The organism is Nitrosomonas europaea, from assembly GCF_900167395.1.
Taxonomy (GTDB): Bacteria; Pseudomonadota; Gammaproteobacteria; order Burkholderiales; family Nitrosomonadaceae; genus Nitrosomonas; species Nitrosomonas europaea.
On record NZ_FUWK01000018.1, the window covers coordinates 22,969 to 47,025 of the forward strand.

20 protein-coding genes and 1 riboswitch are annotated in these 24,057 nt (G+C 50.4%); of the genes, 17 read left to right on the forward strand and 3 right to left on the reverse strand.

Annotation, left to right across the window (positions count from 1 at the left end; genetic code table 11):
* The first annotated feature begins 73 nt into the window (after positions 1-73).
* The 12 genes from tsf (at position 74) to B5D58_RS07060 (ending at position 11,298) form a co-directional block, all read left to right on the forward strand.
* On the forward strand, positions 74-958 hold the full coding sequence (tsf, locus tag B5D58_RS07005) for a translation elongation factor Ts (RefSeq protein WP_011112271.1): 885 nt from the start codon (positions 74-76) through the stop codon (positions 956-958).
* Positions 959-1,112: 154 nt separating this feature from the next.
* Positions 1,113-1,826 carry a UMP kinase gene (gene pyrH / locus B5D58_RS07010; protein WP_011112270.1) on the forward strand — a complete coding sequence of 238 codons (714 nt, stop codon included), beginning with the start codon at positions 1,113-1,115 and terminating at the stop codon, positions 1,824-1,826.
* 105 nt (positions 1,827-1,931) lie between these two features.
* Positions 1,932-2,489 carry a ribosome recycling factor gene (frr, locus tag B5D58_RS07015; protein WP_011112269.1) on the forward strand — a complete coding sequence of 186 codons (558 nt, stop codon included), beginning with the start codon at positions 1,932-1,934 and terminating at the stop codon, positions 2,487-2,489.
* Positions 2,490-2,492: 3 nt separating this feature from the next.
* Positions 2,493-3,284, forward strand: coding sequence for a polyprenyl diphosphate synthase (gene uppS / locus B5D58_RS07020; protein WP_011112268.1), 792 nt, complete (start codon positions 2,493-2,495; stop codon positions 3,282-3,284).
* 38 nt (positions 3,285-3,322) lie between these two features.
* Complete coding sequence (locus B5D58_RS07025) at positions 3,323-4,150, forward strand: phosphatidate cytidylyltransferase (protein ID WP_011112267.1); 828 nt, start codon at positions 3,323-3,325, stop codon at positions 4,148-4,150.
* Positions 4,147-5,388 (forward strand): 1-deoxy-D-xylulose-5-phosphate reductoisomerase, encoded by a 1,242-nt coding sequence (gene ispC, locus B5D58_RS07030; protein WP_011112266.1) that lies wholly within the window; start codon positions 4,147-4,149, stop codon positions 5,386-5,388. The genes B5D58_RS07025 and ispC overlap by 4 nt, the downstream gene beginning before the upstream one ends.
* 26 nt (positions 5,389-5,414) lie before the next feature.
* Positions 5,415-6,782 carry an RIP metalloprotease RseP gene (rseP, locus tag B5D58_RS07035; protein WP_011112265.1) on the forward strand — a complete coding sequence of 456 codons (1,368 nt, stop codon included), beginning with the start codon at positions 5,415-5,417 and terminating at the stop codon, positions 6,780-6,782.
* A 2-nt stretch (positions 6,783-6,784) separates the two neighbouring features.
* Complete coding sequence (bamA, locus tag B5D58_RS07040; RefSeq protein WP_011112264.1) at positions 6,785-9,061, forward strand: outer membrane protein assembly factor BamA; 2,277 nt, start codon at positions 6,785-6,787, stop codon at positions 9,059-9,061.
* A gap of 26 nt (positions 9,062-9,087) precedes the next feature.
* On the forward strand, positions 9,088-9,651 hold the full coding sequence (locus B5D58_RS07045; RefSeq protein ID WP_011112263.1) for an OmpH/Skp family outer membrane protein: 564 nt from the start codon (positions 9,088-9,090) through the stop codon (positions 9,649-9,651).
* A 16-nt stretch (positions 9,652-9,667) separates the two neighbouring features.
* The gene (gene fabZ / locus B5D58_RS07050) at positions 9,668-10,129 is read left to right on the forward strand and encodes a 3-hydroxyacyl-ACP dehydratase FabZ (protein WP_011112262.1); all 462 of its coding nucleotides are present in this window, start codon (positions 9,668-9,670) and stop codon (positions 10,127-10,129) included.
* Positions 10,130-10,150: 21 nt separating this feature from the next.
* Positions 10,151-10,804, forward strand: coding sequence for a ribonuclease HII (gene rnhB, locus B5D58_RS07055; protein WP_011112261.1), 654 nt, complete (start codon positions 10,151-10,153; stop codon positions 10,802-10,804).
* Positions 10,805-10,818: 14 nt separating this feature from the next.
* The gene (locus B5D58_RS07060) at positions 10,819-11,298 is read left to right on the forward strand and encodes an FKBP-type peptidyl-prolyl cis-trans isomerase (protein WP_011112260.1); all 480 of its coding nucleotides are present in this window, start codon (positions 10,819-10,821) and stop codon (positions 11,296-11,298) included.
* A gap of 3 nt (positions 11,299-11,301) precedes the next feature.
* On the opposite strand, the gene mutS is transcribed toward B5D58_RS07060, so the two are convergent.
* Positions 11,302-13,923, reverse strand: a complete 2,622-nt coding sequence (mutS, locus tag B5D58_RS07065) for a DNA mismatch repair protein MutS (RefSeq protein ID WP_011112259.1) — start codon at positions 13,921-13,923, stop codon at positions 11,302-11,304.
* A 305-nt stretch (positions 13,924-14,228) separates the two neighbouring features.
* A riboswitch (Fluoride riboswitch) is annotated at positions 14,229-14,295 on the forward strand.
* 64 nt (positions 14,296-14,359) lie between these two features.
* On the opposite strand from mutS, the gene crcB reads away from it, so the two are divergent.
* The 3 genes from crcB to B5D58_RS07080 all read left to right on the forward strand — a co-directional run bounded on the left by crcB (position 14,360) and on the right by B5D58_RS07080 (position 17,183).
* Entirely contained in the window at positions 14,360-14,743 is a 384-nt protein-coding gene (gene crcB, locus B5D58_RS07070; RefSeq protein WP_011112258.1) for a fluoride efflux transporter CrcB, read from the forward strand.
* Positions 14,744-14,753: 10 nt separating this feature from the next.
* The gene (locus B5D58_RS07075; protein WP_011112257.1) at positions 14,754-15,065 is read left to right on the forward strand and encodes a DUF190 domain-containing protein; all 312 of its coding nucleotides are present in this window, start codon (positions 14,754-14,756) and stop codon (positions 15,063-15,065) included.
* A 690-nt stretch (positions 15,066-15,755) separates the two neighbouring features.
* A complete protein-coding gene (locus tag B5D58_RS07080; RefSeq protein ID WP_011112256.1) occupies positions 15,756-17,183 on the forward strand; it encodes a PEP-CTERM sorting domain-containing protein in 1,428 nt (475 codons plus the stop codon).
* 85 nt (positions 17,184-17,268) lie between these two features.
* Here the strand turns inward: B5D58_RS07080 and msrA are convergent, their stop codons facing one another.
* Complete coding sequence (gene msrA, locus B5D58_RS07085) at positions 17,269-18,537, reverse strand: peptide-methionine (S)-S-oxide reductase MsrA (protein WP_234989029.1); 1,269 nt, start codon at positions 18,535-18,537, stop codon at positions 17,269-17,271.
* A gap of 345 nt (positions 18,538-18,882) precedes the next feature.
* Here msrA and B5D58_RS07090 point away from each other — a divergent pair, with 345 nt between their 5' ends.
* A complete protein-coding gene (locus B5D58_RS07090; RefSeq protein WP_011112254.1) occupies positions 18,883-22,269 on the forward strand; it encodes an EAL domain-containing protein in 3,387 nt (1,128 codons plus the stop codon).
* Between the two features lie 174 nt (positions 22,270-22,443).
* Here B5D58_RS07090 and B5D58_RS07095 read toward each other — a convergent pair whose 3' ends face one another.
* Entirely contained in the window at positions 22,444-23,718 is a 1,275-nt protein-coding gene (locus tag B5D58_RS07095) for a pectin acetylesterase-family hydrolase (protein ID WP_011112253.1), read from the reverse strand.
* Between the two features lie 94 nt (positions 23,719-23,812).
* Between B5D58_RS07095 and B5D58_RS07100 the strand changes: the two genes are divergently transcribed.
* The coding region (locus tag B5D58_RS07100; protein ID WP_412458335.1) for an IS1/IS1595 family N-terminal zinc-binding domain-containing protein at positions 23,813-24,057 on the forward strand (245 nt) is incomplete at its 3' end.

A 24,057-nucleotide genomic window follows, 5' to 3' on the forward strand; every position in this document is an offset into this window, starting at 1 on the left:
TAAACACGCTGTCAGCGCACTTTCTGAATAAGAGCATTCGAAATTTTTCGTATTAACTTGATTTGGAGTCAGTATGGCGGAAATTACCGCAAGCATGGTTAAAGAACTGCGTGAGCTTACCGGCCTTGGCATGATGGAGTGCAAGAAGGCGCTGGTCGAAGCTGACGGAGACATGAAAGCAGCTGAGGATTTGTTACGAATCAGAAGCGGAGCCAAGGCGAGTAAAGCGGCTGGCCGTATTGCTGCAGAAGGAGTCATCAGCGGGTTTGTTACGGCGGATGGCAAACAGGGAGCCCTGGTGGAAGTCAACTGTGAAACCGACTTTGTTGCCAAGAATGAAGATTTCATCAATTTTGCCGGCAATCTGGCAAGGCTGATGGCAGACAAAAATATATCGGATACAGCGTTGCTGGAGGATATGTCTATAGCTGAGGGAGAAACGGTTGAGTCTGTCCGCAAGGCTCTGGTCATGAAGCTGGGCGAGAATATCAGTATCCGCCGCGGAATCAGCTACCAGACTAAAGATCATCTCGCAATGTATCTGCATGGAAGCAGAATCGGTGTGATGATTGACTATGCAGGGGGCGATGAGGCGCTGGGTAAGGATCTGGCCATGCATATAGCGGCCAGCAAGCCGGTGTGTGTATCCAGCGATCAGGTACCTGCCGACGCACTTGAGCGTGAGCGCCAGATATTTACCGCCCAGGCGGCAGAAAGCGGCAAACCTGCCAATATCATCGAGAAAATGGTAGAAGGACGAATTGCCAAGTATCTGGCAGAGGTGACTTTACTTGGCCAGCCTTTCGTCAAAGATCCGGATCAGACTATCGAGAAATTGTTAAAGACAAAATCTGCCAAAGTCAGTGGGTTTACGCTGTATATCGTTGGTGAAGGGATCGAGAAGAAATCCGATGATTTTGCGGCCGAGGTCATGGCGCAGGTAACCCAGTCCAAATAAGAAGGTTTTCTTCTGGGGATTGGTTTGGTTTTAGTTGAATTCAAGAAAATAATGACTGATCGTCATGAGCAGGTTGGCTTTTTTAGCGTTGAAAGCCACGACATGCTTGATCTCCAGAAGAACTTTACGATAAATCTCCTGTTCATAGGCATGTATGCCAGTCGTCTATAAACGTATTTTATTGAAATTGTCGGGCGAAGCTCTGATGGGCGATGGCCACTATGGCATCGATCGCGCGGTAGTTGAACATATCGTAGTCGAGGTTGCTGGAGTATTGCAGCTCGGTGTTGAAGTTGCGATCGTGGTAGGCGGAGGCAATATTTTTCGTGGTATGAAATCTGCGGGAGATGGAATGGATCGTGTAACGGCTGATTATATGGGGATGCTCGCTACCACCATGAATGCCTTGGCCTTGCACGATGCGATGAGACGAAACGGGGTTGTTTCACGTGTGCAGTCAGCTTTACGGATAGATCAGGTTGTCGAGCCTTATGTTCGTGGTAAGGCTTTGCGTTATCTGGATGAACGTAAAGTGGTCGTGTTCGCTGCGGGGACGGGCAATCCCTTTTTTACTACGGATACGGCGGCTGCTTTGCGTGGCATGGAGATGAATGCCAATATCGTCCTGAAAGCGACCAAGGTGGATGGGATCTATACTAGTGATCCGCTGAAGAACAAGGATGCGCAGCGTTTCCAGAGCCTGACTTTCGATGAGGCGATCAGTAAAAACCTGCAAGTGATGGATGCTACTGCACTGACTTTATGCCGGGATCAGAAACTTCCCATCAACGTATTCAGTATTTTCAAGACCGGGGCACTCAAACGGGTTATCATGGGCGAGGACGAAGGGACATCGGTATTCGTTTGAATTCTGCGATGTCTGCGGGAATGGTTTTATGTTATTAGCACAATAACGGCGGGGTCTGTGCCGGTTGCTGTCGATACACTTCAATATCAATAAACCCACTTAAATATGATTGCTGATGTAAAAAAATCTGCAGAGCAGAAAATGCAGAAAAGCCTGGATGCACTCAAAGTCGATTTCAGTAAGGTAAGAAGCGGACGTCCCCACACGGGCTTGCTGGATCACATCATGGTTGATTATTACGGTACCCCGACTCCGATCAAACAATTGGCCAACGTGACCTTGGCTGATGCACGAACCATTGGTATCATCCCGTGGGATAAAAAAATATTCTCAGCGATTGAGAAAGCGATACGTGATTCCGATCTAGGCCTGAATCCTATGACGGTAAGTGATATGGTACGGGTTCCCATGCCTCCTTTGACAGAAGAAAGGCGCAAGGATCTGACTAAAATAGTCAAAACGGAGGCTGAAGCTGCACGTGTTGCGATGAGGAATATTCGGCGTGATGCCAATGCCCATCTGAAAGAATTACTGAAGGATAAGTTGATTGCCGAAGATGAGGATCGGCGTGCACAAGATGAAATCCAGAAATTGACAGATCGTTATATTGCTGAGGTGGATAAGTTACTTCAGACCAAAGAAGCAGAACTGATGGCTGTCTGATTCATGCCCCTAACCCCAAGTTCGACACGTGGAATTCCGGAAACCGGTGCGATACCCAAGCACATCGCCATTATTATGGATGGTAATGGGCGATGGGCCAGGAAGCGTTTCCTGCCAAGGATAGCGGGGCATACGCAGGGTGTTGAAGCGGTACGAGGTACAATCAAAGCCTGTATCGAGAGAGGTGTTTCACATCTGACAATTTTCGCGTTTAGCAGCGAAAATTGGCGCAGGCCCGCAGAAGAAGTCAAGTTGCTGATGCAGTTGTTTTTGGCTGCACTTGAACGGGAGGTGACTGGACTGCATGAAAATGGAGTCCGGTTCAGGGTAATTGGTGATATTTCAAAATTCGATCCTAAAATAGTCGATTTTGTTCAACAGGGCGAGGCGCTTACAGCCGGGAATAGCCGATTGAATTTTACGGTGGCAGCAAATTATGGAGGGCGCTGGGATATCATGCAGGCTGTACGCAAAATGATTACCGAGAACCCGGATTCAGCTGTGACTTTCGATGAGCCTGATATTGCCAGGCACTTGGCACTGGCCGATGCTCCCGAGCCGGATTTGTTCATCCGGACGGGAGGTGAATGTCGGATCAGTAATTTTCTGCTTTGGCAGCTTGCCTATACCGAGTTGTATTTTACCGATACGTTATGGCCGGATTTTGATGCATCGGCCCTTGATGAGGCAATTGCATCCTACCGGAAGCGTGAGCGCCGGTTCGGGCGGACAAGTGAACAGATTGCCGGCCAGCAGGAAAATAAAAATACGGTCTCGAACGAAGACCGGGTTTAACCGTCCCATTATCCAACCAACGGGATTTACCCGTTTTCATGCTTAGTACCCGACTCCTTACCGCATTCATACTATTGACCGCCTTCCTGGCGGCATTATTTTATCTGCCGGATATTTTCTGGGCTGTATTGCTTCTGGGACTGACTGTTACTGCGGCACGGGAGTGGTGCCGCCTGGGGCAGTTTTCAGTTGGCCAGACTGTTCTGTATATGATCCTGACTACCTTGCTGGGGGGGGAACTGCTCTTTCTGGTCAGTGTGGTGTTATCCAAAAATCCGGCAGATTCATCGATGGTCTGGTTTTATGCCGCATCTGCCGTTTTCTGGCTGCTGGCAGTACCTTTCCAGTTGGCGATGAACCGGCCGATCCGTAATATATGGGTGCTCATGTCCATTGGCTGGCTGGTTTTACTGCCGGCATGCCTGTCGCTCTATCAGCTTCGTGCAATGGATCCGCTGTTGCTGCTTGGGTTTATGGGGGTGGTGTGGGTATCAGACAGTGTTGCTTATTTCATCGGGCGTGCCTATGGCAAACACAAGCTTGCACCCCGGATCAGCCCGGGCAAAACCTGGGAAGGAGTAGCTGCCGCACTGATCGGGGTACTGGTTTATGCTCTGATCTGGTTTTATTCGGTACATAAAGATCAGGCATTGGTTGGCTGGTTGATTCCTCTGTTACTCCTGCTTGCGGTGCTGGGAATAGTGGGTGATTTGTATGAATCACTGTTGAAACGGCAGGCCGGTGTCAAGGATAGTGGCACCATACTTCCCGGTCATGGCGGGGTATTGGACCGTATTGATGCATTACTGCCCGTTCTTCCCGTTGCCGCTCTTGCGGCCATTTTATTTTATTCGACTGAATCATGACCAAAACCCGTCATCTGACCATATTGGGTTCGACCGGCAGCATCGGTGAAAGTACGCTGGATGTAGTGGCCAGGCATCCTGGCCGGTATCAGGTAGTTGCGCTGACTGCTGACAGGAATGTTGAAAAAATGTTTGAGCAGTGCATACAGTTTCATCCGCCATACGCTGTGATGCTCGATGCACAGAGTGCCGAACAGCTGGAGGATAGATTGCATGCAGCGGGTTTGGATACCAGGGTGCTTTCAGGCATCGAATCACTGGAGAAAGTGGCATCCTTGCCGGAGATCGATACGGTTATGGCTGCGATTGTCGGGGCAGCTGGTATTCGGCCTACGCTTGCTGCTGCACGGACGGGAAAACATATTCTTCTGGCCAATAAGGAAACACTGGTGATGGCGGGGCGTGTCTTTATGGATACGCTCAGACAGCACCATGCGACACTGCTGCCGATAGACAGTGAACACAATGCGATTTTTCAATCCTTGCCACAACATTTCAATGGAGATCTGGCGGGATCGGGGGTGCGTCGGATATTGCTGACCGCTTCGGGCGGGCCTTTCCGCACAGTGGATTTGAAAATACTGGAAACTGTGACACCAGAACAGGCCTGCGCACATCCCAACTGGGTAATGGGCAGAAAGATATCGGTTGATTCAGCTACCATGATGAACAAAGGGCTGGAAGTCATCGAAGCTCACTGGCTGTTTAACGCCGTGCCAGAGAAGATTCAGGTGGTTATCCATCCGCAAAGCGTTATTCATTCAATGGTTGAATATATCGACGGCTCGGTACTCGCCCAACTTGGCAATCCGGATATGCGTACACCGATAGCGCACGCGTTGAGTTATCCTGAAAGAATGGAAAGTGGTGTGCAATCCCTGGATATGTTCAAGGTTGCGCGACTGGATTTCGAATCCCCGGATTTCAAGCGGTTTCCCTGTCTCAGGCTGGCGTACGAAGCGCTTGCAGCGGGAGGCAATATGCCGGCAGTGCTGAATGCTGCCAACGAAGTGGCTGTCGAAGTTTTTCTGGCTGGTAGAATACCCTTTACTGCAATTCCCGTGATGATCGAGGACGTGATGAAATCAACGGAAAGACGGGATGTCCCTGATCTGGAAGGTGTGCTCCTGGCTGATTTGCAGGCGCGCGCAACAGCTCGTGAATGGCTGGCCTGTAACATCCGGCAAAGTACAGGGCAACCAGGAAAGCCAGCATCCTCACTCAGTGCCGGGCAGTAAAACGGATAATCCTCATATATTCTGACATGACAGTGCTCGCAACGATTTTTGCATTCGTAATCGCACTTGGCCTGCTGATCACTTTTCACGAACTCGGTCATTATCTGGCCGCCCGCTGGTGTGGTGTCAAGGTTTTGCGCTTCTCGCTCGGTTTTGGTCAGCCCCTTTTCAAAAAACGTTTGGGCAATGACCAGACAGAATGGGTGGTTGCAGCGATTCCGCTGGGGGGATATGTCAAGATGTTGGATGAGCATGAGGGGCAGGTTCCAGCCGGCGAACGCCATCGTGCATTTAATCACCAACCCGTCTCCAGACGTTTTGCTATCGTGGTAGCAGGACCTGTTGCCAATTTTCTGCTGGCCATCCTGCTGTACTGGCTGCTTTTCATACTTGGAGTCAGCGGCGTGAAGCCGATACTGGGGGAAATCGAACCCGCAACGCCTGCCGCTGTGGCCGGTTTCAGGAGTGGAGATACCATTACCGGAATCGGCGATCAGGCAATTACCACTTGGCAGGAAGCACGACTGCTGCTGCTGGACAATGCGGTGGATAAAAATGCTGATGTCAGGATAACGGTGACGGGTGAAAGTGGAATTTCACGCCAGCTCAGATTTGATTTGAGCAGTCTTGGTGCAGAAGATATCGAAAAAGATTTTCTGGGAAAATTGGGTTTGAGTGCCTATCAGCCGATCATCGCTCCGGTGATCGACCAGGTGATGGCTGGCGGTGCGGCAGAGCATGCTGGCCTCGAGACAGGTGACAGGATCGTAGCGATAAATGGAAAGGGGATTACAACCTGGGAAGAGGTCGTTACGGTGATACGCTCAAGTCCCGGTCGCATACTTCTGATTGAAGCGATCCGGGACGGACAGGAGCTCGATTTGTCATTGCAGCCGGAAGCAGTCTCCGAGGGAAGTACCGAAATCGGCAAGGCAGGTATTACGCCCAAAATCGAGCATGCACTTCTGGAAGGGCTGCTGGTGAAAACCAGCTACCCGCCAGCGATGGCTCTGGCTAAAGCAGTGACTAAAACCTGGGAGATGTCTTACTTTACTTTGCGTATGCTCGGAAAAATGGTTACGGGCGATGTTTCGCTGAAAAATATCAGTGGGCCGATTACTATCGCGAACTATGCCGGCCAGTCGGCCCAAATGGGACTGGCTGCTTATCTGGGTTTTCTGGCGTTGATCAGTATCAGCCTGGGGGTGCTGAATCTCCTGCCGATCCCGGTTCTGGATGGCGGACATCTGATGTACTATTTGATCGAAATGGTACGGGGAGCACCGTTACCCGAGAGAATCATGTATATCGGTCATCAGATCGGCGTGGTTCTGCTGGTTACCCTGATGATATTCGCAATACATAATGATCTACTTCGTCTAGTTTCTGAATAGCCATGAAACTCAGGTTCCTGATATTGTTTTTTTCGCTTTATTCGTTGGGTTGTATGGCGAATGATTCGCTCGTAGTCCGGGATATACGGGTGGAGGGAATCCAGCGTACCGAGGCCGGAACGGTATTCAGCTATTTGCCTGTGAAGGTTGGAGATGTACTCGACAGTAAAAAGGCCAGTGCAGCCATCAAGGCATTGTATGCCACGGGTTTTTTCAGTGATGTCAAACTGAAATCTGAAGGTGGGTTGCTGATTGTGCAGGTTCAGGAGCGTCCTGCAATTGCCCAAATCAGCATCAATGGTGCAAAAGAGTTCGATAAAGACAAGCTCAAAGAAGGTTTGAAACAGGCTGGTTTGTCGGAATCTCGCATTTTCAGCCGCTCGTTGCTGGAAAAAGCTGAACAGGAACTGAAACGCCAGTACATCAGTCGCGGTAAGTACGCGGTCAAAATCACCACGACCACCACCCCGCTGGAGCGCAACCGTATCGGCATCAACTTCGATATCAAGGAAGGTAAGACTGCCCGCATCAAACAAATCAATATCGTTGGCAATCATGTTTTCCCCGAGGATGATCTGGTCGATCTGTTCAGTCTCAAAACACCGGGTTTTATGACCTGGTTTACCAAGGATGATCAGTATTCAAAGCAGAAATTATCGGCGGATCTCGAAACGTTGCGCTCCTACTATCTCGATCGGGGATATCTGGAGTTCAATATCGAATCCACGCAGGTTTCGATTACACCGGATATGAAGGACATCTACATTACGGTCAATGTGACCGAAGGCCCTCAATATACGGTATCCGATATCAAACTTGCCGGTGAGTTACTCGTGCCGGAGGAAGAATTACGTAAACTGATCAAACTTGAACCCGGTGGAATATTCGTACGCGAGAAACTGACCGAATCAATCAAGCTGATCAGTGACCGGCTGGGGAATGACGGTTATGCATTTGCCAATGTCAATGCCTCACCTGAACTGGATAAGGAAACCCGGAAGACTGCATTTACTTTTTTCATCGATCCGGGGCGCCGGGTTTATGTCAGACGTATCAATATCAGTGGTAACGAACGTACCCGTGATGAGGTGATCCGTCGTGAATTCCGGCAGATGGAAGGGGGATGGCATTCGACCGAGCAGATCAACCGTTCGAGGCAGCGAGTGGACAGGCTGGATTTCTTTACTGGCGTGAATATTGAAACCCCCCCGGTGGCAGATGTTCCGGATCAGGTGGATATCAACGTCAATGTGGTTGAAAAACCGACCGGAGCAATCATGTTTGGTGCCGGTTATTCTGATCGCGAAGGGATCATTCTGAACGGATCGATTGCCCAGAACAATATTCTGGGAACGGGTAACTTTTTAAGTCTGCAGGTAAATACTGGTAGCGTTAACAAGGTCATCTCTGCTTCATTCAACAATCCCTACTATACAATCAACGGGGTAAGTCTCGGTCTGGAAGCATTCAAACGTGATATCAATACCCGTTCCTTGAGTAGCGTGGGGATGTTCAATACTGATACGACTGGTGCCAATATACGGTTTGGTATTCCCGTTGCAGAGAATGATATCGTTTCATTAGGTTTGGGATATGAACACACTAAAATTGATTTGCGTGATGACAGTCCGCAACGATTCAAAGATTTCGTCGATCAATTCGGCAAGACTTCCAATAATCTTCCGATTACCCTGAGCTGGGCACGTGATCGCCGTAACAGTGCTATCTGGACGACATCCGGGATGACACAGCGGCTGTTCGGCGAATTCGGTTTGCCGTTTGGTGACCTGAATTATTACAAAGTCAGTTATGAGCAGCGATGGTTCTTTCCTGTCACAAAAATGTTCACTTTGATGCTGAATGGTGAAGTGGGCGTTGGGGACGGCTATTCCGACAAGCCACTCCCCTTTTTCAAGAATTTCTTTGCAGGCGGTTTCAACTCTGTCCGGGGATACAACATCAATACATTGGGGCCGCGTGACAGCGATGACCGGGTACTGGGTGGCAGCAAGCGTATCGTAGGGAATATCGAAGTATTGTTTCCGGTGCCATTTATGAAGGAAGACAAATCGGTTCGTCTGAGTGCGTTTGCAGATGGAGGAACGATTGTCAATTCATTCTCCGGTCTGGGTTTTGATGATTTCCGCTATTCCGCCGGACTGGCTGCAACCTGGATCTCACCCATGGGGCCGCTCAAATTCAGTGTTGCACAACCCCTCAATAATCAGTCGGGTGATAAGTTGCAGCGTTTTCAGTTTCAGTTCGGACAAACTTTCTGAATCAGAGAAGAGATTATCTGAAAGCAATGAGATACCCGTTGGATCAATACTGGCAGGGAATGTTTTTCCGGTTCGTGAAGGCATTCGTTGTTACGATGATGTTCGTTCTCCCGGTACATTCGTCTGCCGGAGAAATCAAGATCGGAGTGGTCAATACCGAGAAAGTTTTACGGGAATCGATGCCTGCTATCGAGGCACAGAAAAAGATAGAACGGGAATTTCAGGCACGCGATGCACGCATCAGGGAACTTTCTGCGCAGATTACAGCATTGCAGCAGGAGCTGGAAAAAAATACGGGCACTGTGGATGAAGAAGAACGGCGTCTGAAGGAACGTGAACTCGCCGGTCTCAGTCGACAGTATCAGCGTGCACAGCAGCAGATGCGGGAAGATCTGAGTTTGCGCCAGAATGAGGAATATGGTCTGATTCTGGAGCGTATCAATCAGGTGATCAGGGAGCTTGCAGAGAAGCAGTCCTATGATCTGATCCTGCAGTTGCAGGATTCGGTTTATCGGAGCGCTCGCATCGATATCACTGACCAGGTCATCAAAGTATTGAACGCCAGGGAATCTGCTGCCAGGAAGCCATAAATATACGATTACTGCTATGAAACAGGGAGATAGACAAACCGTGATGGATATTCATGAAATACTGAAATACCTGCCGCATCGTTATCCATTGATTCTGGTTGACCGGGTGGTTTCCCTGGAATCAGGTAAACGGATTCATGCATACAAGAATGTTTCCATCAATGAACCCTATTTTTCCGGACATTTCCCCCATCATCCCGTCATGCCGGGCGTGCTGATCATTGAGGCACTGGCCCAGGCAGCCGCCTTACTGACCATTCGGTCGGAGAACATGGAAAAGGATAATGGGCAGGTGTACTATTTTGTGGGTATCGACGCGGTACGGTTCAAGAAACCGGTCATCGCAGGGGATCAACTGGTATTGAAGGTCGAAATCACCCGCCAGCTCAAAGGTATCTGGAAATATGCTGCCTGTGCTGAAGTGGATGGCCAGGTGGTCACCGAAGCGCAACTGATGTGTACTGCCCGGGCAATCTGATTCGGTTCGCAGCGGATTCACGTGGCGGAAAGACGGATCCCGTTGAAGCATGAATATGCCCAGGACGGGAAGGTCATCTACGGTGTGGATGAAGCAGGCAGAGGGCCACTGGCCGGGCCCGTTTACGCTGCCTGTGTGGTGCTCGATCCTGCTGATGTCATCGAGGGACTGGCTGATTCCAAGCAGTTGAGCGAAAAAAAGCGAATCAGCCTGGCTGATCAGATCAAACAGCGTGCTCGTGCATGGGCAATTGCTTCTGCTTCGGTTGAAGAGATTGACCGGCTGAACATTCTGCAAGCCAGCCTACTTGCAATGCAAAGAGCAGTAGTCAGCCTGCGGCCGATTTCCAATGCGCTGGTTCTGGTGGATGGCAACCATGCGCCACGACTGGATTGTGAAGTGCAGACAGTAATCAGGGGGGATAGTCTGGTGGCCGAGATTTCAGCAGCCTCGATTCTTGCCAAAACTGCACGGGATATTGAAATGTTGCGATTGCACGAAGCTTACCCGGTCTACGGTTTCGATCGGCATAAAGGTTATCCCACCAAGGCTCACCTGGAAGCGATTCGTTTACATGGAATAACCGACATTCATCGCAGGAGTTTCGCGCCATGTGTCGGGCAATCAGTATCGGGAGCTCGAACAACGAGTTTTATCAACCAAAAGGAAGCCTGATTCAGGCGGAAAACATGCGCATAGTAAAAAATACGGTAGTGTCACTCCACTACAAAATGATCGATCAGGAAGGCAATGTAATGGAAGAAACCGAAGAGCCCGTCAGCTATCTGCATGGCGGCTATGACGGGATATTTCCAGCAGTAGAAGAAGCTTTGCATGAAAAAGAGACTGGAGCAGCCTTATCCTTGCAAATGGAACCGGAAGATGCTTTTGGTGAGTACGATGAAGAGCTCATGCGGGTCGAGCCACGCAATGCATTCCCGGAAGAAGTCGCAGTCGGAATGCAATTCGAAGGCGGTGAGGAGGATTCCGATGATTTCTGCATCTATACGGTGAGAGAGATTACGGATGATGTCGTAGTGGTAGACGGTAATCATCCTTACGCCGGTATGACGTTCCAGTTCGAGTGCACGGTGACGGAAGTACGTCCGGCAACGGCGGAAGAGCTATCTCACGGCCATGTGCACGGACCGCACGGCCATGAGCATTGATGATCAATCCGTTTGATTGAGCATCGATTTGATCAGGTAAAGCTGTTCCAGTGCACCCCGGGGGGTCAGTTCATCGGGGTGGATCCGCTCGAGGTAATCAAGCACCGGGTGCACGGAAGCAGGCACGGCTTTCGCATTTTCCTCGACTGTTTCAAATAAAGTCTGCTGAGGGCTTCTGCTGAGCGTTTCCTGCTCCAGTCTCGCCAGAATTTTTGCAGCATTCCTGATGACTCTATCAGGTACACCTGCCAGTGCGGCGACATGCAGTCCGTAACTCCGGCTGGCAGGCCCTTCCTCTATCCGGTGCAGAAAAACGATACGCCTTTTGTGCTCTACCGCTGTGACATGGATATTGACAGCTTGCGGGAACTCTTCTGCCAGCCGGGTCAGTTCGAAGTAGTGGGTGGCAAACAGGGTATAACTCTGGTTCTGGGTCAGCAGGTGGCGGGCGATGGCAAAAGCCAGTGCAAGCCCGTCGAAAGTTGAGGTACCCCGGCCGATTTCATCGACCAGTACCAGACTTTGGGCAGTTGCATTGCGTAAAATACCGGCTGCTTCCGTCATTTCCACCATAAAAGTAGAACGCCCGCCCGCGAGATCGTCGGCAGCACCAATCCGGGTGAAAATCTGGTCGATTGGTCCGATGCGGGCAATTTGGGCTGGAACAAAGCTGCCACAATGTGCCAGCAGGACGGTCAGTGCCGTCTGTCTCATGTAAGTGGATTTGCCGCCCATGTTCGGCCCGGTGATGACCAGCATTTGCCGGTTTTCCCGCGTGATCGCTCCAAGTTGTACATCATTGGCGATATAGTGCTCCACCTGATTTTCTACCACAGGATGCCGGCCGGCTTCGATGATCAGAACGGGATCATCGGTGAATACCGGTTTGGTATAGCCGGACAGAGCGGCGCGTTCGGCAAAGGCACACAAGACATCCAGTTCTGCAACCGAGCGGGCGATTTCCTGCAAGGGAATGATGAAATCAGCCAGCTGTTCCAGCAGTCGTTCGTACAACATTTTTTCCCGGGCCAGCGCCTGTTCGCGTGCGGATAATGTCTTGTGCTCGAATGCCTGTAACTCGGGAATGATATAGCGTTCCGCATTTTTCAAGGTTTGTCTGCGGCGGTAGTCCGGGGGGATTTTTTCTCCTTGAGCGCGGGTCACTTCGATATAAAAACCATGCACCCGGTTATATTCCACTTTGAGATTCGGGATTCCGGTACGCTCACGTTCGCGCGCTTCCAGCTGTAGCAGGAATTCATCGCAATTTCCCTGCAAGCCTCGCAGCTCATCCAGCTCGGCATCGAAGCCGTCAGCAATCACGCCGCCTTCGCGGATGACTGCGCCGGGTACCGGTTGCAGTGCGCGAACGAGCAATTGCGTGAGTAAGGGATCTGGTTGCATGGGCGGGATGAAACGATGAACGGCAGCTGCTGCCGAGGTTGCGATCAGTTCGATGATTCCGGGGAGTCGCATCAGGCTGTCACGCAGGCCGGACAGATCGCGGGGTCTGGCCGTTCTCAGTGCAATCCGGCTGGTAATGCGCTCGATATCGGCAATATGTTTGAACTGCTGCCGGATACCCGCATAGAGGGTTTCCGGTTGTGCCCCGATCAGGTCGGATACGGTATCGAGCCGTTGCTGCAGCGTGATCCGGTTGCGTAACGGATGATGCAGCCAGTGTCGCAACAACCGGCTGCCCATCCCGGTCGAACAAGTATCCAGCAGAGACGACAGTGTGGGTGCATCCTCGCCGCGCAGTGTCAGTGTAATTTCCAGATTGCGGCGTGTGGCGGCATCCATGCGCAAGTAGGCATCCTGTCGCTCTACCTGTAATGTATGCAGATGGCCGGGCAACTGCCCGGATGATCCATCTGTTGCGGTTTGTTGTGTCAGTCTGACGTATTCGAACAATGCGCCAGCTGCCATGATGGCTGCGTGCAAATCCTCGCAGCCAAAGGCATTCAGGTCGCGAGTGCCAAATTGCCGGGTAAGTTGCTGCATGGCATGTTCATAGTCGAACTGCCAGTCCGGTAAACGTTTGGGTCCAGCAAAATTATTCAACGTTGCTGGCAGATCGAGCGATTCCGGCAATAGAATTTCTGCCGGATGCAGGCGTTCCAGCTCGCTTGTCAGGTTATCCGAAGAGGTTTCCAGTACACGCATATCGCCCGCCGCCAGGTTGAGCCAGGCCAGCCCGATCGAGCCACGATGCAGTGCCAGTGCCAGTACGATACTGTTGCTGCGTTCTTCCAGCAATCCGGCGTCAGTCAGAGTGCCGGGGGTAAGAATGCGAATAACCTGCCGTTCTACCGGTCCCTTGCTGGTGGCGGGATCTCCGGTTTGTTCACAGATGGCGATGGATTCACCCAGCCTGACCAGTCTGGCCAGGTATTGATCGGCTGCATGAAACGGTACACCTGCCATCTTGATCGGTTCCCCGGCAGAGGATCCACGCTGGGTGAGGGTGATATCCAGCAATTTTGCTGCTTTCTCGGCATCCTCGTAAAACAGTTCATAAAAGTCCCCCATGCGGTAAAACAGCAGCTTATCGGTATGCTGCGCTTTGATCCGCAGATATTGCTGCATCATGGGGGTGTGTGAAGATTGTTCTGCTTTATTCATATAGAACGATAATTTGTTTTTATACCGTTATTTTCTGGAGGCAAATCTGACAAGGTGGAGTGGCTGGATCTTCTCGCGTTGGTACTTTGAATGGGCTCGATTGCGTTTCTGCCTTGTATATGAAGACGGTATGAATCGATTTGCTGCGTATCTCCGTACCGGGAATCCTATCTTGGTTGCTATTATACTCGCCGTGTTGCTAACCCTCGTTTGCTTACATTTTTTCCTCACCCGCGCAGTGAGGCTTGTACTGTTTATGCCAGGCTGAAACTGTCCGATGACTCGTTCTTACTGCTTCCGATATAATAATAATTGGAGATGGCATTCCTCCATTAACCGCCGCAATCTGTGGCTGATGATGCCTACGACTGGCCGGACAGGCCGCGCGTAGGTATTGCTGCCTGTCCTCAAGAAAATTTCAAGAGAGGACGATACCGTGTGGAAACCTATTCTCGCCATTGCCCTGGGTTCAACGCTTGGCGGACTTCTGCGATGGGGCTTGGGACTCAAGCTCAACAACCTGTTTCCTGACGTGCCGCCCGGTACATTGGTGGCCAATCTGATAGCCGGCTATGTCGTCGGCGTTGCAATAGCCTTTTTTGCCCACATGCCGAATTTGTCACCAGAGTGGCGTTTGCTGGTCATCACCGGCTTCTGCGGCGGGCTTTCTACCTTCTCTACCTTCTCGGCTGAAATTGTCAGCCTGCTGCAGCGTGGTCTGTATGCATGGGCCATGAGCGCGATTGCTGTTCATGTCGCGGGATCACTGATTATGACGTTGGCAGGTATCGCCACGGTGACGTGGTTTAAATCCTCATGAGGAGATTGTCATGAATGGTTACCAGATTACGTTTTTCACCCAGCAGGATCGACATCACGCCGGTAAACCTTTGGCTGACTGGCTCATGCATCTGGCTGCAGAGATGGGCTTGCGCGGAGCGACGCTGATTCCGGGCAGTGAAGGCATGGGGCATGACAAGCGTTTTCATTCGGTGCATTTTTTCGAGTTGTCGGACCAGCTGCTGGAGGTGGTGATGGTGGTCAGTGAGGAAGAGGCCGATCAGCTCTTTGCACGACTGCGCGCTGAGGGTGTACGTCTTTTTTATGTCAAGGTAGCTGCTGAATTCGGAATCATGGATTAATTCCAATTCTAAATCAAAACTTACTTTGTCGGCTTCCCCTTGCCGTATTGTTCATACTGTCTGCGGCTCGCCTTCTCGTCATTTTTGATTTGGAAATAGAATAAGACATCTCAGATCGAGTTTTCCATGAGCTGCATTCCATCCGCAACACGTAATGTGCGGTCATGTGGGATTTGATCAAAGATTCCCCAGGCTGTCGGCGGCAGACAGGGTCTGATCGATATGGGCAATCTGTCGGAATTTTTTACACTTCCTGTTATTTGTCTATTCATCATTGAAATTACAGATCATTTCTCCCGTTTTCCGGTTTTTTTGTGAGAAAAAATACGTAATTCCAACCCGGAAAATCTCAAAAAACGCTTGCAGCGTATCAAAAACCGTCGATAATTTTTACATGTCATGTCATGTCATGTCATGTCATGTCATGTCATGTCATGTCATGTCATGTCATTGCTACAATTTCGTCATTTATTGTTGTTATTCAATATTTTATATGTTTGGCATGAAAATTGCTTAAGTGATATTGGATGCCGGCTGGCAGAGGGCAGCAGGTGTTCAGTGTCTCTGCTTTTCATGCCTGCCAGAGTTGGCAGGTTTTTCAATAAATTCCAGTCCGGGGCAGCACAGTCTGGCAAGCAGTTTCAGCCATTTCAATGACCGTCCCCGGCAGTGTTTCCATGAGGACCTGATGTGAAAAATAATAACAATCGATTGATTTATACCGGTGCGTTTCTGGCCGCCACGCTGACCTTCGGACAGGTAGTGCAAGCAGATTCACTGGTTCTTAGTAGAGGTAACCAGACCATTAGTAGGGATACCGTTGTTGATAGCGTTGTTGTCGGCCACACCCTTGATGACTCTATTGCTGGTAGCGGCCACCTCATTGTCAATAATGGTGCGCAGCTGGTAAATAATGGCACTGGCCATTATCTTGGCATGATCGATGGGGTGAATTTCAACGCAGGTAATGGTTATCTTGGCCTCAATACTGACTCCATGGGTGTTGCCACCATTACCGGCGCCAGCTCGCTTTGGCAAAACGAGAAAGATCTCTACGTTGGTCGCTATGGCACGGGCTCACTCAACATTGAAAAAGGTGGGAAAGTTACTAATGCCGAAGGTGTTATCGGAGATCGTGCCGGTTCTATCGGTACTGTTACCGTTACCGATGCAGGTTCACTCTGGCAAGCTTCAAGGGGCATCATCGTTGGCGTTGTAGGTCAAGGCACGCTTGACATACGGAATGGCGGGAGAGTTAGTAATGAAGCGACTGTTATCGGCATTAGTTTAGATGGTCACAACGGTAATGTTACCGTTACCGGTGTGGGTTCACTTTTGGAAAGTACTGTGAGTACCCAGATTGAATACGGTTCACTTAACATTGAAAATGGTGGGAAAGTTATCAATGGCCATGACGGTTTTATCGGAGCCAATGTCAGTAGTATCGGTACTGCTACCGTTACTGGTACCGGTTCTCGCTGGGATAATTTAAATAAGCTTTACGTCGGTGGATGGAAGGATGGTTCTGTTCTTGGGAACGGCAGTCTCATCATCAATGATGGTGGTGCAGTTTCGGCCACCAATGGCGTGACGATCTGGTCTACCGGCAGTCTCTCAGGCAACGGCGGTACGATCGAAGGTGATGTCATCAATTATGGTCTGATCAGCCCGGGAAATTCACCGGGAGTGCTGACCATTACCGGCGATCTCACGCTTGAAAGCGATAGTGTCCTGCTCATGGAAATTTTCGGGCCAACCGCGTACGACCAGCTCATCATCGGCGGTAATTTCGTTGCGGGTGGCATACTTGAACTGGATTTTGGCGGGTACATGCCAGAATTTGATGTTCCTTACGACTTGTTCCAGGTAGCTGGTGGAATGAGTGGTGATTTTTCTGAAATCAAGTTCCTTAATCCTGCAGCTGGCTTTGATGCCGGTTTGCTATCCCTCAGCTTTGCCAGTGGAGAAAACGGCGGCATGTTCCAGTTGATTATGGCGAACAACGGTGATCCGGGAAATAACACCGTTCCTGAACCTGCCAGCATCCTGCTGATCGGGCTGGGTGGTTTGGTGATGCTGATGTTGCGGCGTCGCAGTCCGAGAATCAGTCTGGCTTAATAAGATTTAGCAGAATCTGATCCACGTGCGAAGGCTGTACCTCTGCCTTCGCACTTTCTCTTTTTCCTGCAGGATACCGTGACGATCAATCCGGAATGAATTTCAGCACATTACCGTTGATGCAATAGCGCTTATAGCTGGGGGGAGGGCCATCATCGAAAACATGGCCGAGGTGAATACCGGAGCTGGCGCTGCGAACCTCGATCCGCTGCATATAGCCGGAATGATCCTCATGGTAGGTCACTGATCCTTCAACGGGTTCGAAAAAGCTGGGCCAGCCGGTTCCGCTATTAAACTTGGTTTTGCTGAAAAACAGTGTAGCGCCGGTGATCGGATCGACAAATCTGCCCGGACGTTTCTCATCCAGATTGGAGGCGGTGAAAGGTCGCTCAGTCCCCTGCTGAAAAGCGATTTTCTGCTGTTCCGGTGTCAGCATCTGAAAGCCCAGCCATTGCCAGAAGTTCTCTTTTTCTCCAGTGTAGCCGGTGTAGCGGACCACTTCTTTCCCTTCTCTGAACAGTACGATCGTGGGTGCGGCAAACAAGGGTTTATCCAGTGTCCAATCCGCGGGAGGATTGGTATTTTTCGTCGCTACCATTGGAATATCCGCCTGCCAGTGGGCGAGAATATCCCGGTCGAACTGAGCGCAGAATTCACAATTTTCTGATTCGAAAATCACCAGTTGCTGGTCAAAATTCAGATTTTTGCCATCCAGTGATTGCGGGGAAGGGCTTGCTGGAACAGACGAGGTGTCGCCCCGGATAATATGCTGATCGGGAGCTGGATATTTCACACCTGTTCCTCCCAGACCGCAGTAACCATCGGGATTTTTCTGCAGATAATTCTGATGGTACTCTTCTGCGGTAATGTAATTTTTCAGGGGCAGGATTTCGGTCGTGATCTGGCCATAGCCGGCTGTTGCCAGTGCCTGCTGATAGATTTTTCGGGTAGTCAGTGCAAGTGTTTTCTGGTTTTCGTCATGGTAATAAACAGCACTGCGGTAATTGCTGCCGATATCATTGCCCTGGCGGTCGCCCTGAGTCGGGTTATGACTTTCCCAGAATCTGGCCAGTACGTGTTCCAGTGCCACTTGTGCGGGATCGAATGTTACTTTCACCACTTCGGCATGGTTTCGTCCGGCAGTTTTGCCGGCACGCAAGGCATGTTCAAAATTCAGGATGTCCTGATAACCGGCATCAGCGTGGTCACCCCCTGCGTAGCCACTTTCCACATCAATTACTCCGGAAAGTTCTCCCATGCGCTTCTCGGCCCCCCAGAAGCACCCCATTCCCAGAACGATGTAATCCGTTTTTGAGTCGATGGTCTGTTTTACATTTACAGAATTGGGTGTCACGGTTTTCTCCATTGCAAAGACAGTTACAACCATTATTAAACCAGTCAAAGCAGCAATAATGATTTTCATTTTTTACAGATATAAAAAGTAAATATGATTTTCTGACAATCCAGCGCATTTCCGGTTCTGACCCGATCTGGAATTCCGGCAAATAAATGGATTATCCCGCGGATTTGTGACAATGGCATTGATTTTGACATGCAGTATAATCAGCGGGCTTTTTTAGTCTCTTGGGGTCGACTTTATACAGTTAGTCAGGCCGGTTGATTTTGATAGTTTTATGGATATGGTGCAGCAGACAGGGATTTACGGTTGCATGCCTGATGGATCAGACGGGTAATCGTAATGCGGGTCCTTTATATCGATGACAATTTTAGTGATGCCGATATTGTGCGGCGCACGCTGGCGCGAACAACTCCTGAAATTGATTTGACCACGGTTGCATCGCTTGCTGAGTGCCTGGTGTGCCTGGAGAAATCCGTTCATTATGATGTGCTGCTGACCGATCTCGATCTGCCCGATGGTTCGGGTCTGGAAGTGCTGCGTTATATCAGGGAATGGCGGCTGCCACTGGCGGTGGTGATCATGACCGGACCGGGTGAGCATGACAGGGGGGGTGCAGCCTTCAAGGCGGGTGCTGACGGTTATCTGGTCAGGGAAGGGGATTATCTGGAGCGGTTGCCGCGGACATTGCACAGTGCACTGGTACGTTTCCGCACGAACGGCACAGAGCGCAATTCGCCTTTGTCACGAGTACTGTATGTCGGACATAGCCGTTCCGATATCGATCTGATGCGCCATCATTTGGCTCAACATGCACCTCATTTGCATCTGACGGCGATGACGAGTGCACAGGATGCATTGGCGCTGTTGCCTGTCAATCCGGATCAGACTGCAGATTTCGATATAGTGCTGGTGGATTACTGTCTGTCCGGAGGTATGGATGGTCTGGAGTTTATCAGGCTGTTGCGCGAGGAGCGCAAGCTGGATATTCCTATCGTGCTGATTACCCGGCAGGGAAGTGAAATGATTGCGGCGCGTGCGCTGCATCTGGGCGTGGAAGATTATCTGTCGAGGCATGAAGGCTATCTGTTCGAAGTTCCCGCTACGCTGGAAAAAGCGCGCTGGCTGGCCGAGCTGACGCGAGAACGAATCAATCTGAAACAGACCAATCTGCGTCTTTCCCATTTGCTGGCTGCCAGTCCGATGGTTCTGTACAACCTGCGTTTCACCGGAAATGTACTGCAACCTGTCTGGGTCAGCGAGAATATCGAGCGTTTGATCGGCTATACCCCGGGGGAAGCACTTGCTCCCGGCTGGTGGCTTTCTCACTTATATCCGGATGATCGTGAGCAGGTACTGGAGCGTCAGCCGATACTGCTGAGCGATGGTCAGTTGACGCATGACTACCGTTTTTACCACCGCGATGGTCGAATCATCTGGATTCTCGACGAATTGCGGCTCATCCGGAATGCTGATGGTCAGCCGCATGAGGTGGTCGGTACCTGGCTGGATATCAGTGAACATAAACAGGCCGAATTGATCAGGCAGGCACATCAGTCGGCATTGAATCTGATCGTTGCCAGCCAGCCGCTGCCGGTCATTCTGAGTGATATTGCAAAGCACCTCGAAACGATCAATCCCGATATGCTGGTTTCCATTTTGCTGCTGGATAAGCAGGCAAAATGTCTTAAGCTGGGTGCTGCACCCAGTTTGCCGGATGATTTCAATGCAACAGTCGATCAACTGGCGATTGGTGAGGGTGTCGGTTCCTGTGGTACGGCTGCCTGGCGGGGTGAAGCGGTGATCGTCTCCGATATCGATCATCATCCGTACTGGCAGCCTTATCTGGAATTTACACAGAAAGCTGATCTTCATGCGTGCTGGTCTGTTCCTTTCAAAGATGAGAATGAGAGCGTTCTGGGTACGTTTGCCATCTATCATCGTACAGTGCGTGAACCTACCTCTGCCGATCTGGTACTGGTTGAAGAATTTGCCTCCTTTACGGCGCTGGCCGTGCAAAAAGTCTATGCGGCAGAAGCCTTGAGACTGGCAGCCACGGTATTCGAATCTATTCGCGAAGGTATTGTGGTTACGGATCTGGAACCGCGTATCGTTGCTGTCAACCGCGCGTACACGGAGATTACCGGTTACAGTGCTGCTCAAGTAGTGGGCAAAAATCCCAAGATCATCCGATCCGGGCGCCATGACAAGTCGTTTTACCAGGCGATGTGGTCCAGCCTGCAGGAAGAGGGCTACTGGAGTGGAGAAATCTGGAATCGCCGCAAGAATGGTGAGATTTATCCGCAATGGCTGACTATCAGTGCAGTAAGTATCAGTTCAGCGAGTAACGGCAGGAAGGAACTCTGCAATTATGTCGGCGTATTTACCGATATTTCACAAATAAAGCAATCCGAAGCGCAGCTGGCACATCTGGCGCATTACGATCCGCTGACCGGATTACCTAATCGGCTGCTGGTGCAATCGCGCCTGCATCATGCCGTGGAGCGGGCGCAACGGTACAATCTGCGGGTAGCGACACTTTATATCGATCTGGATCGTTTCAAGAATGTCAATGACAGTCTCGGGCATCCGATCGGGGATGAGCTGTTGATCAAGCTGACCGAGCGGCTGAAGAACCGATTGCGTGAGGAAGATGCACTGGCCCGCCTGGGTGGGGATGAATTTTTACTGGTGATGGAAGATGTCAAAGATCCAAGTGAATCCGCAATTGTCGCGCAAACCCTGATCGATTTACTTGCCACCCCGTTTGTGCTGCCCAGTGGTCACGAGATTTTCATCAATGCCAGTATCGGGATCAGTCTTTTTCCGGATGACGCAAGCAATGCGACCGAATTGATTCAGCACGCTGATATGGCAATGTATCAGGCGAAAAAAGAAGGCCGCAATACCTATCGCTACCATACGGAAGCTTTGAGCATCGCGGCAAATGAACGGCTGATAATGGAAAACCGTTTGCGCCATGCACTGGCTGCCGGAGAATTCATTTTGCATTATCAGCCTTTGATCGATGCGCGTGCCGGCCACGTGATCGGGGTGGAAGCACTGGCACGCTGGCAGCCGCCTGACAATACCATCGTGCCACCGGGAAAATTCATTCCCATAGCAGAAGAAACGGGTCTCATCGTGCCGCTGGGGGAATGGGTGTTGCGCACTGCCTGTGAGCAGGGGCGCGCCTGGATCGATACCGGATTGCCGCCACTCGTGATGGCCGTCAATCTGTCGGTGCGGCAGTTTCAATCGGAGAATCTGGTTGAGCTGGTGCAGCGGATCCTGGAGGAAACGCGGCTCCCGGCGGTTTGTCTGGAGCTTGAACTGACCGAGAGTATGTTCATGGAACATGCGGAGCGATCGATTGAAACGCTGAACAGGCTGAAGGCACTTGGCATTCAGTTGGCGATCGATGATTTTGGTACGGGTTACTCGTCATTGACTTATCTGAAACGATTTCCCATCGACAAACTGAAGATCGATCAAAGTTTTGTACGCGGTCTGGCGCATGATCCCAACGACCGTGAGATTGCCGCAACGATCATTGCCATGGCGCGCGGGCTGAAATTGGGTGTGCTGGCAGAAGGTATCGAATCGGAACAGCAACTGGATTTCCTGCGTCAGCAAGGTTGTGATTATTATCAGGGATTCCTGTTTCACCGGCCGGTACCGGCAATCGAGCTGGAGGCATGGCTGCGTGAACACTCAGCCCCTCGATAAGGCTGCACAGGACAACCCGACAGTAATGAAAATGGCTGCAGAACTATTTCTGCAGCCACGAAGAACAAAATTTACAGTCACTTTGTTCGTTTCCTGATCATTCATCTTTTTAAAAACAGAAATAACCGAAGAATACTGGAGAGGTGATCTGTTTTTCCTCAGAACCTGTTCAACTCAGGGAGGAAAAGGTGCTCCGCAAGTACCGCTACACATCAGATTGATCAGTGGATAGTTTCTGTCATCAGTAACCAGCCGGTTGACCCAGTCTTTCAGGTAGATACCCCCCGCACTTTTTTCGGTGTAAAAAACACCTGGTGCAAATGCATCGACCAGACCAATGTGATATGTCCCGGCACTGATATAGTATTTCGAATTACGGTTGATCAAGGCATTTGCATGCAATGTGGTCAACATCCTCAAGCTCCATTCCACAGCCGTTACCGGTGTCAGATTGAACCACTGGTTGGGATCGTTGACGCCCTGTCCTGTCTTTCTCATGATGTTGAGAAATAACATCTGCACGTCATCCCAGGCGGTCGTCACATAAGCAAACTTGCTGTTGACGAAATGACGTTCGATCCCGGTTGCCAGACTGGTGAAAAAGTTGAGTGCGTTATAACTGCCGATCCGGTTGATTCCCGGTATCCAGGTTGCGAGGGTATGCTCAGTTCCCCATGGGCCATCGGGTTCAAAAACCGTATTCAGAAAATTGCTGGTGAAGACGCCTGTCCCTGCGTCAGACAGTAATGAAATTTTCGTTTTATCCGGGTAAATGCTGTGTAACCGGGGAAAATTCATTAAAGCGCCATAAGCACCTGCACTGGATCCGGCCACCAGTACTTGTTCGGTACCTGGTCGATCAGCTCTGTGTTTCAGCCATTCTCGCACCGCCATAAAGTTGTCAAAACCGCGATGCTGCACGAGAACGGCATCACCATGATTGATGATTCCTGAAGGATCGACATAGACTTCGTTTTTCGAGCCAAGATGTGCATCTCCCGTGCAAGAGGGGATGAAAACCATATTCCAGTCTTTCAGTGGATTATCTGCACGAGTGAAATCCAGTATTCCACCCAGTTCTTCAGGATTATTTTCGTTTTCAATCGAAGGATTATAGGCAGGCCGAGTCGTCTGTGTAACTGGTACGGTCAGCGAAGTCAGGCATGTTGCACCATTCCAGCAGGCGCCTCCTCCGTTGAAATAGATGAGTGTTTTTGCTTTGGTGCCTTTCCGGTAATAAAAATGAAACGGTTTATTGGGTAAACCGGCTTCATCCGGTAAATGACTGAACGCACAACCGGTTTTGATATCTTTATAGCGTCCGTCATCATCCAGAATGGTCGACACGTTATCGGGTATTTCGATCTTTTCCCATCCCACTGCATACGCTTGCGGGAAAAAAGAGATCAGTAACATTGAAATCAACACAGCCAGATTGAATTTCAGCATTTTTTATCCTTTTTGTAAGGCTATGTCTGCATTAAACGTTGAAAAGTCATTTTTGTCCAACGAGCTGGAACATCAATAGAGGGAGGGCACGATTATGAAAGCCTCTGATTTTCGGGAATGGGTTGGAAAAATAACGCAACTTAGCCGCGGTCAGAAAGAGCAGACCAAACATAAGCTTGGTGGAATGGTGCCACGAATCGAGGTGGCGAAGTGGCTTGAAAGTTCTTTTGAGCCGATTTGTCCGGTTTGCCAATCGAATCATTTTTATCGCTGGGGATATCAGGCGGGATTACAGCGTTTCTACTGCCGCATGTGCAAGCACACGTTTACAGCTATATC

Bases quoted from the DNA above. Each gene is read 5' to 3' on its own strand.
- tsf (WP_011112271.1), top strand. From the start codon at position 74: ATGGCGGAAATTACCGCAAGCATGGTTAAAGAACTGCGTGAGCTTACC.
- pyrH (WP_011112270.1), top strand. From the start codon at position 1,113: ATGCCAGTCGTCTATAAACGTATTTTATTGAAATTGTCGGGCGAAGCT.
- frr (WP_011112269.1), top strand. From the start codon at position 1,932: ATGATTGCTGATGTAAAAAAATCTGCAGAGCAGAAAATGCAGAAAAGC.
- uppS (WP_011112268.1), top strand. From the start codon at position 2,493: ATGCCCCTAACCCCAAGTTCGACACGTGGAATTCCGGAAACCGGTGCG.
- B5D58_RS07025 (WP_011112267.1), top strand. From the start codon at position 3,323: ATGCTTAGTACCCGACTCCTTACCGCATTCATACTATTGACCGCCTTC.
- ispC (WP_011112266.1), top strand. From the start codon at position 4,147: ATGACCAAAACCCGTCATCTGACCATATTGGGTTCGACCGGCAGCATC.
- rseP (WP_011112265.1), top strand. From the start codon at position 5,415: ATGACAGTGCTCGCAACGATTTTTGCATTCGTAATCGCACTTGGCCTG.
- bamA (WP_011112264.1), top strand. From the start codon at position 6,785: ATGAAACTCAGGTTCCTGATATTGTTTTTTTCGCTTTATTCGTTGGGT.
- B5D58_RS07045 (WP_011112263.1), top strand. From the start codon at position 9,088: ATGAGATACCCGTTGGATCAATACTGGCAGGGAATGTTTTTCCGGTTC.
- fabZ (WP_011112262.1), top strand. From the start codon at position 9,668: ATGAAACAGGGAGATAGACAAACCGTGATGGATATTCATGAAATACTG.
- B5D58_RS07060 (WP_011112260.1), top strand. From the start codon at position 10,819: ATGCGCATAGTAAAAAATACGGTAGTGTCACTCCACTACAAAATGATC.
- mutS (WP_011112259.1), bottom strand. From the start codon at position 13,923: ATGAATAAAGCAGAACAATCTTCACACACCCCCATGATGCAGCAATAT.
- B5D58_RS07075 (WP_011112257.1), top strand. From the start codon at position 14,754: ATGAATGGTTACCAGATTACGTTTTTCACCCAGCAGGATCGACATCAC.
- B5D58_RS07090 (WP_011112254.1), top strand. From the start codon at position 18,883: ATGCGGGTCCTTTATATCGATGACAATTTTAGTGATGCCGATATTGTG.
- B5D58_RS07095 (WP_011112253.1), bottom strand. From the start codon at position 23,718: ATGCTGAAATTCAATCTGGCTGTGTTGATTTCAATGTTACTGATCTCT.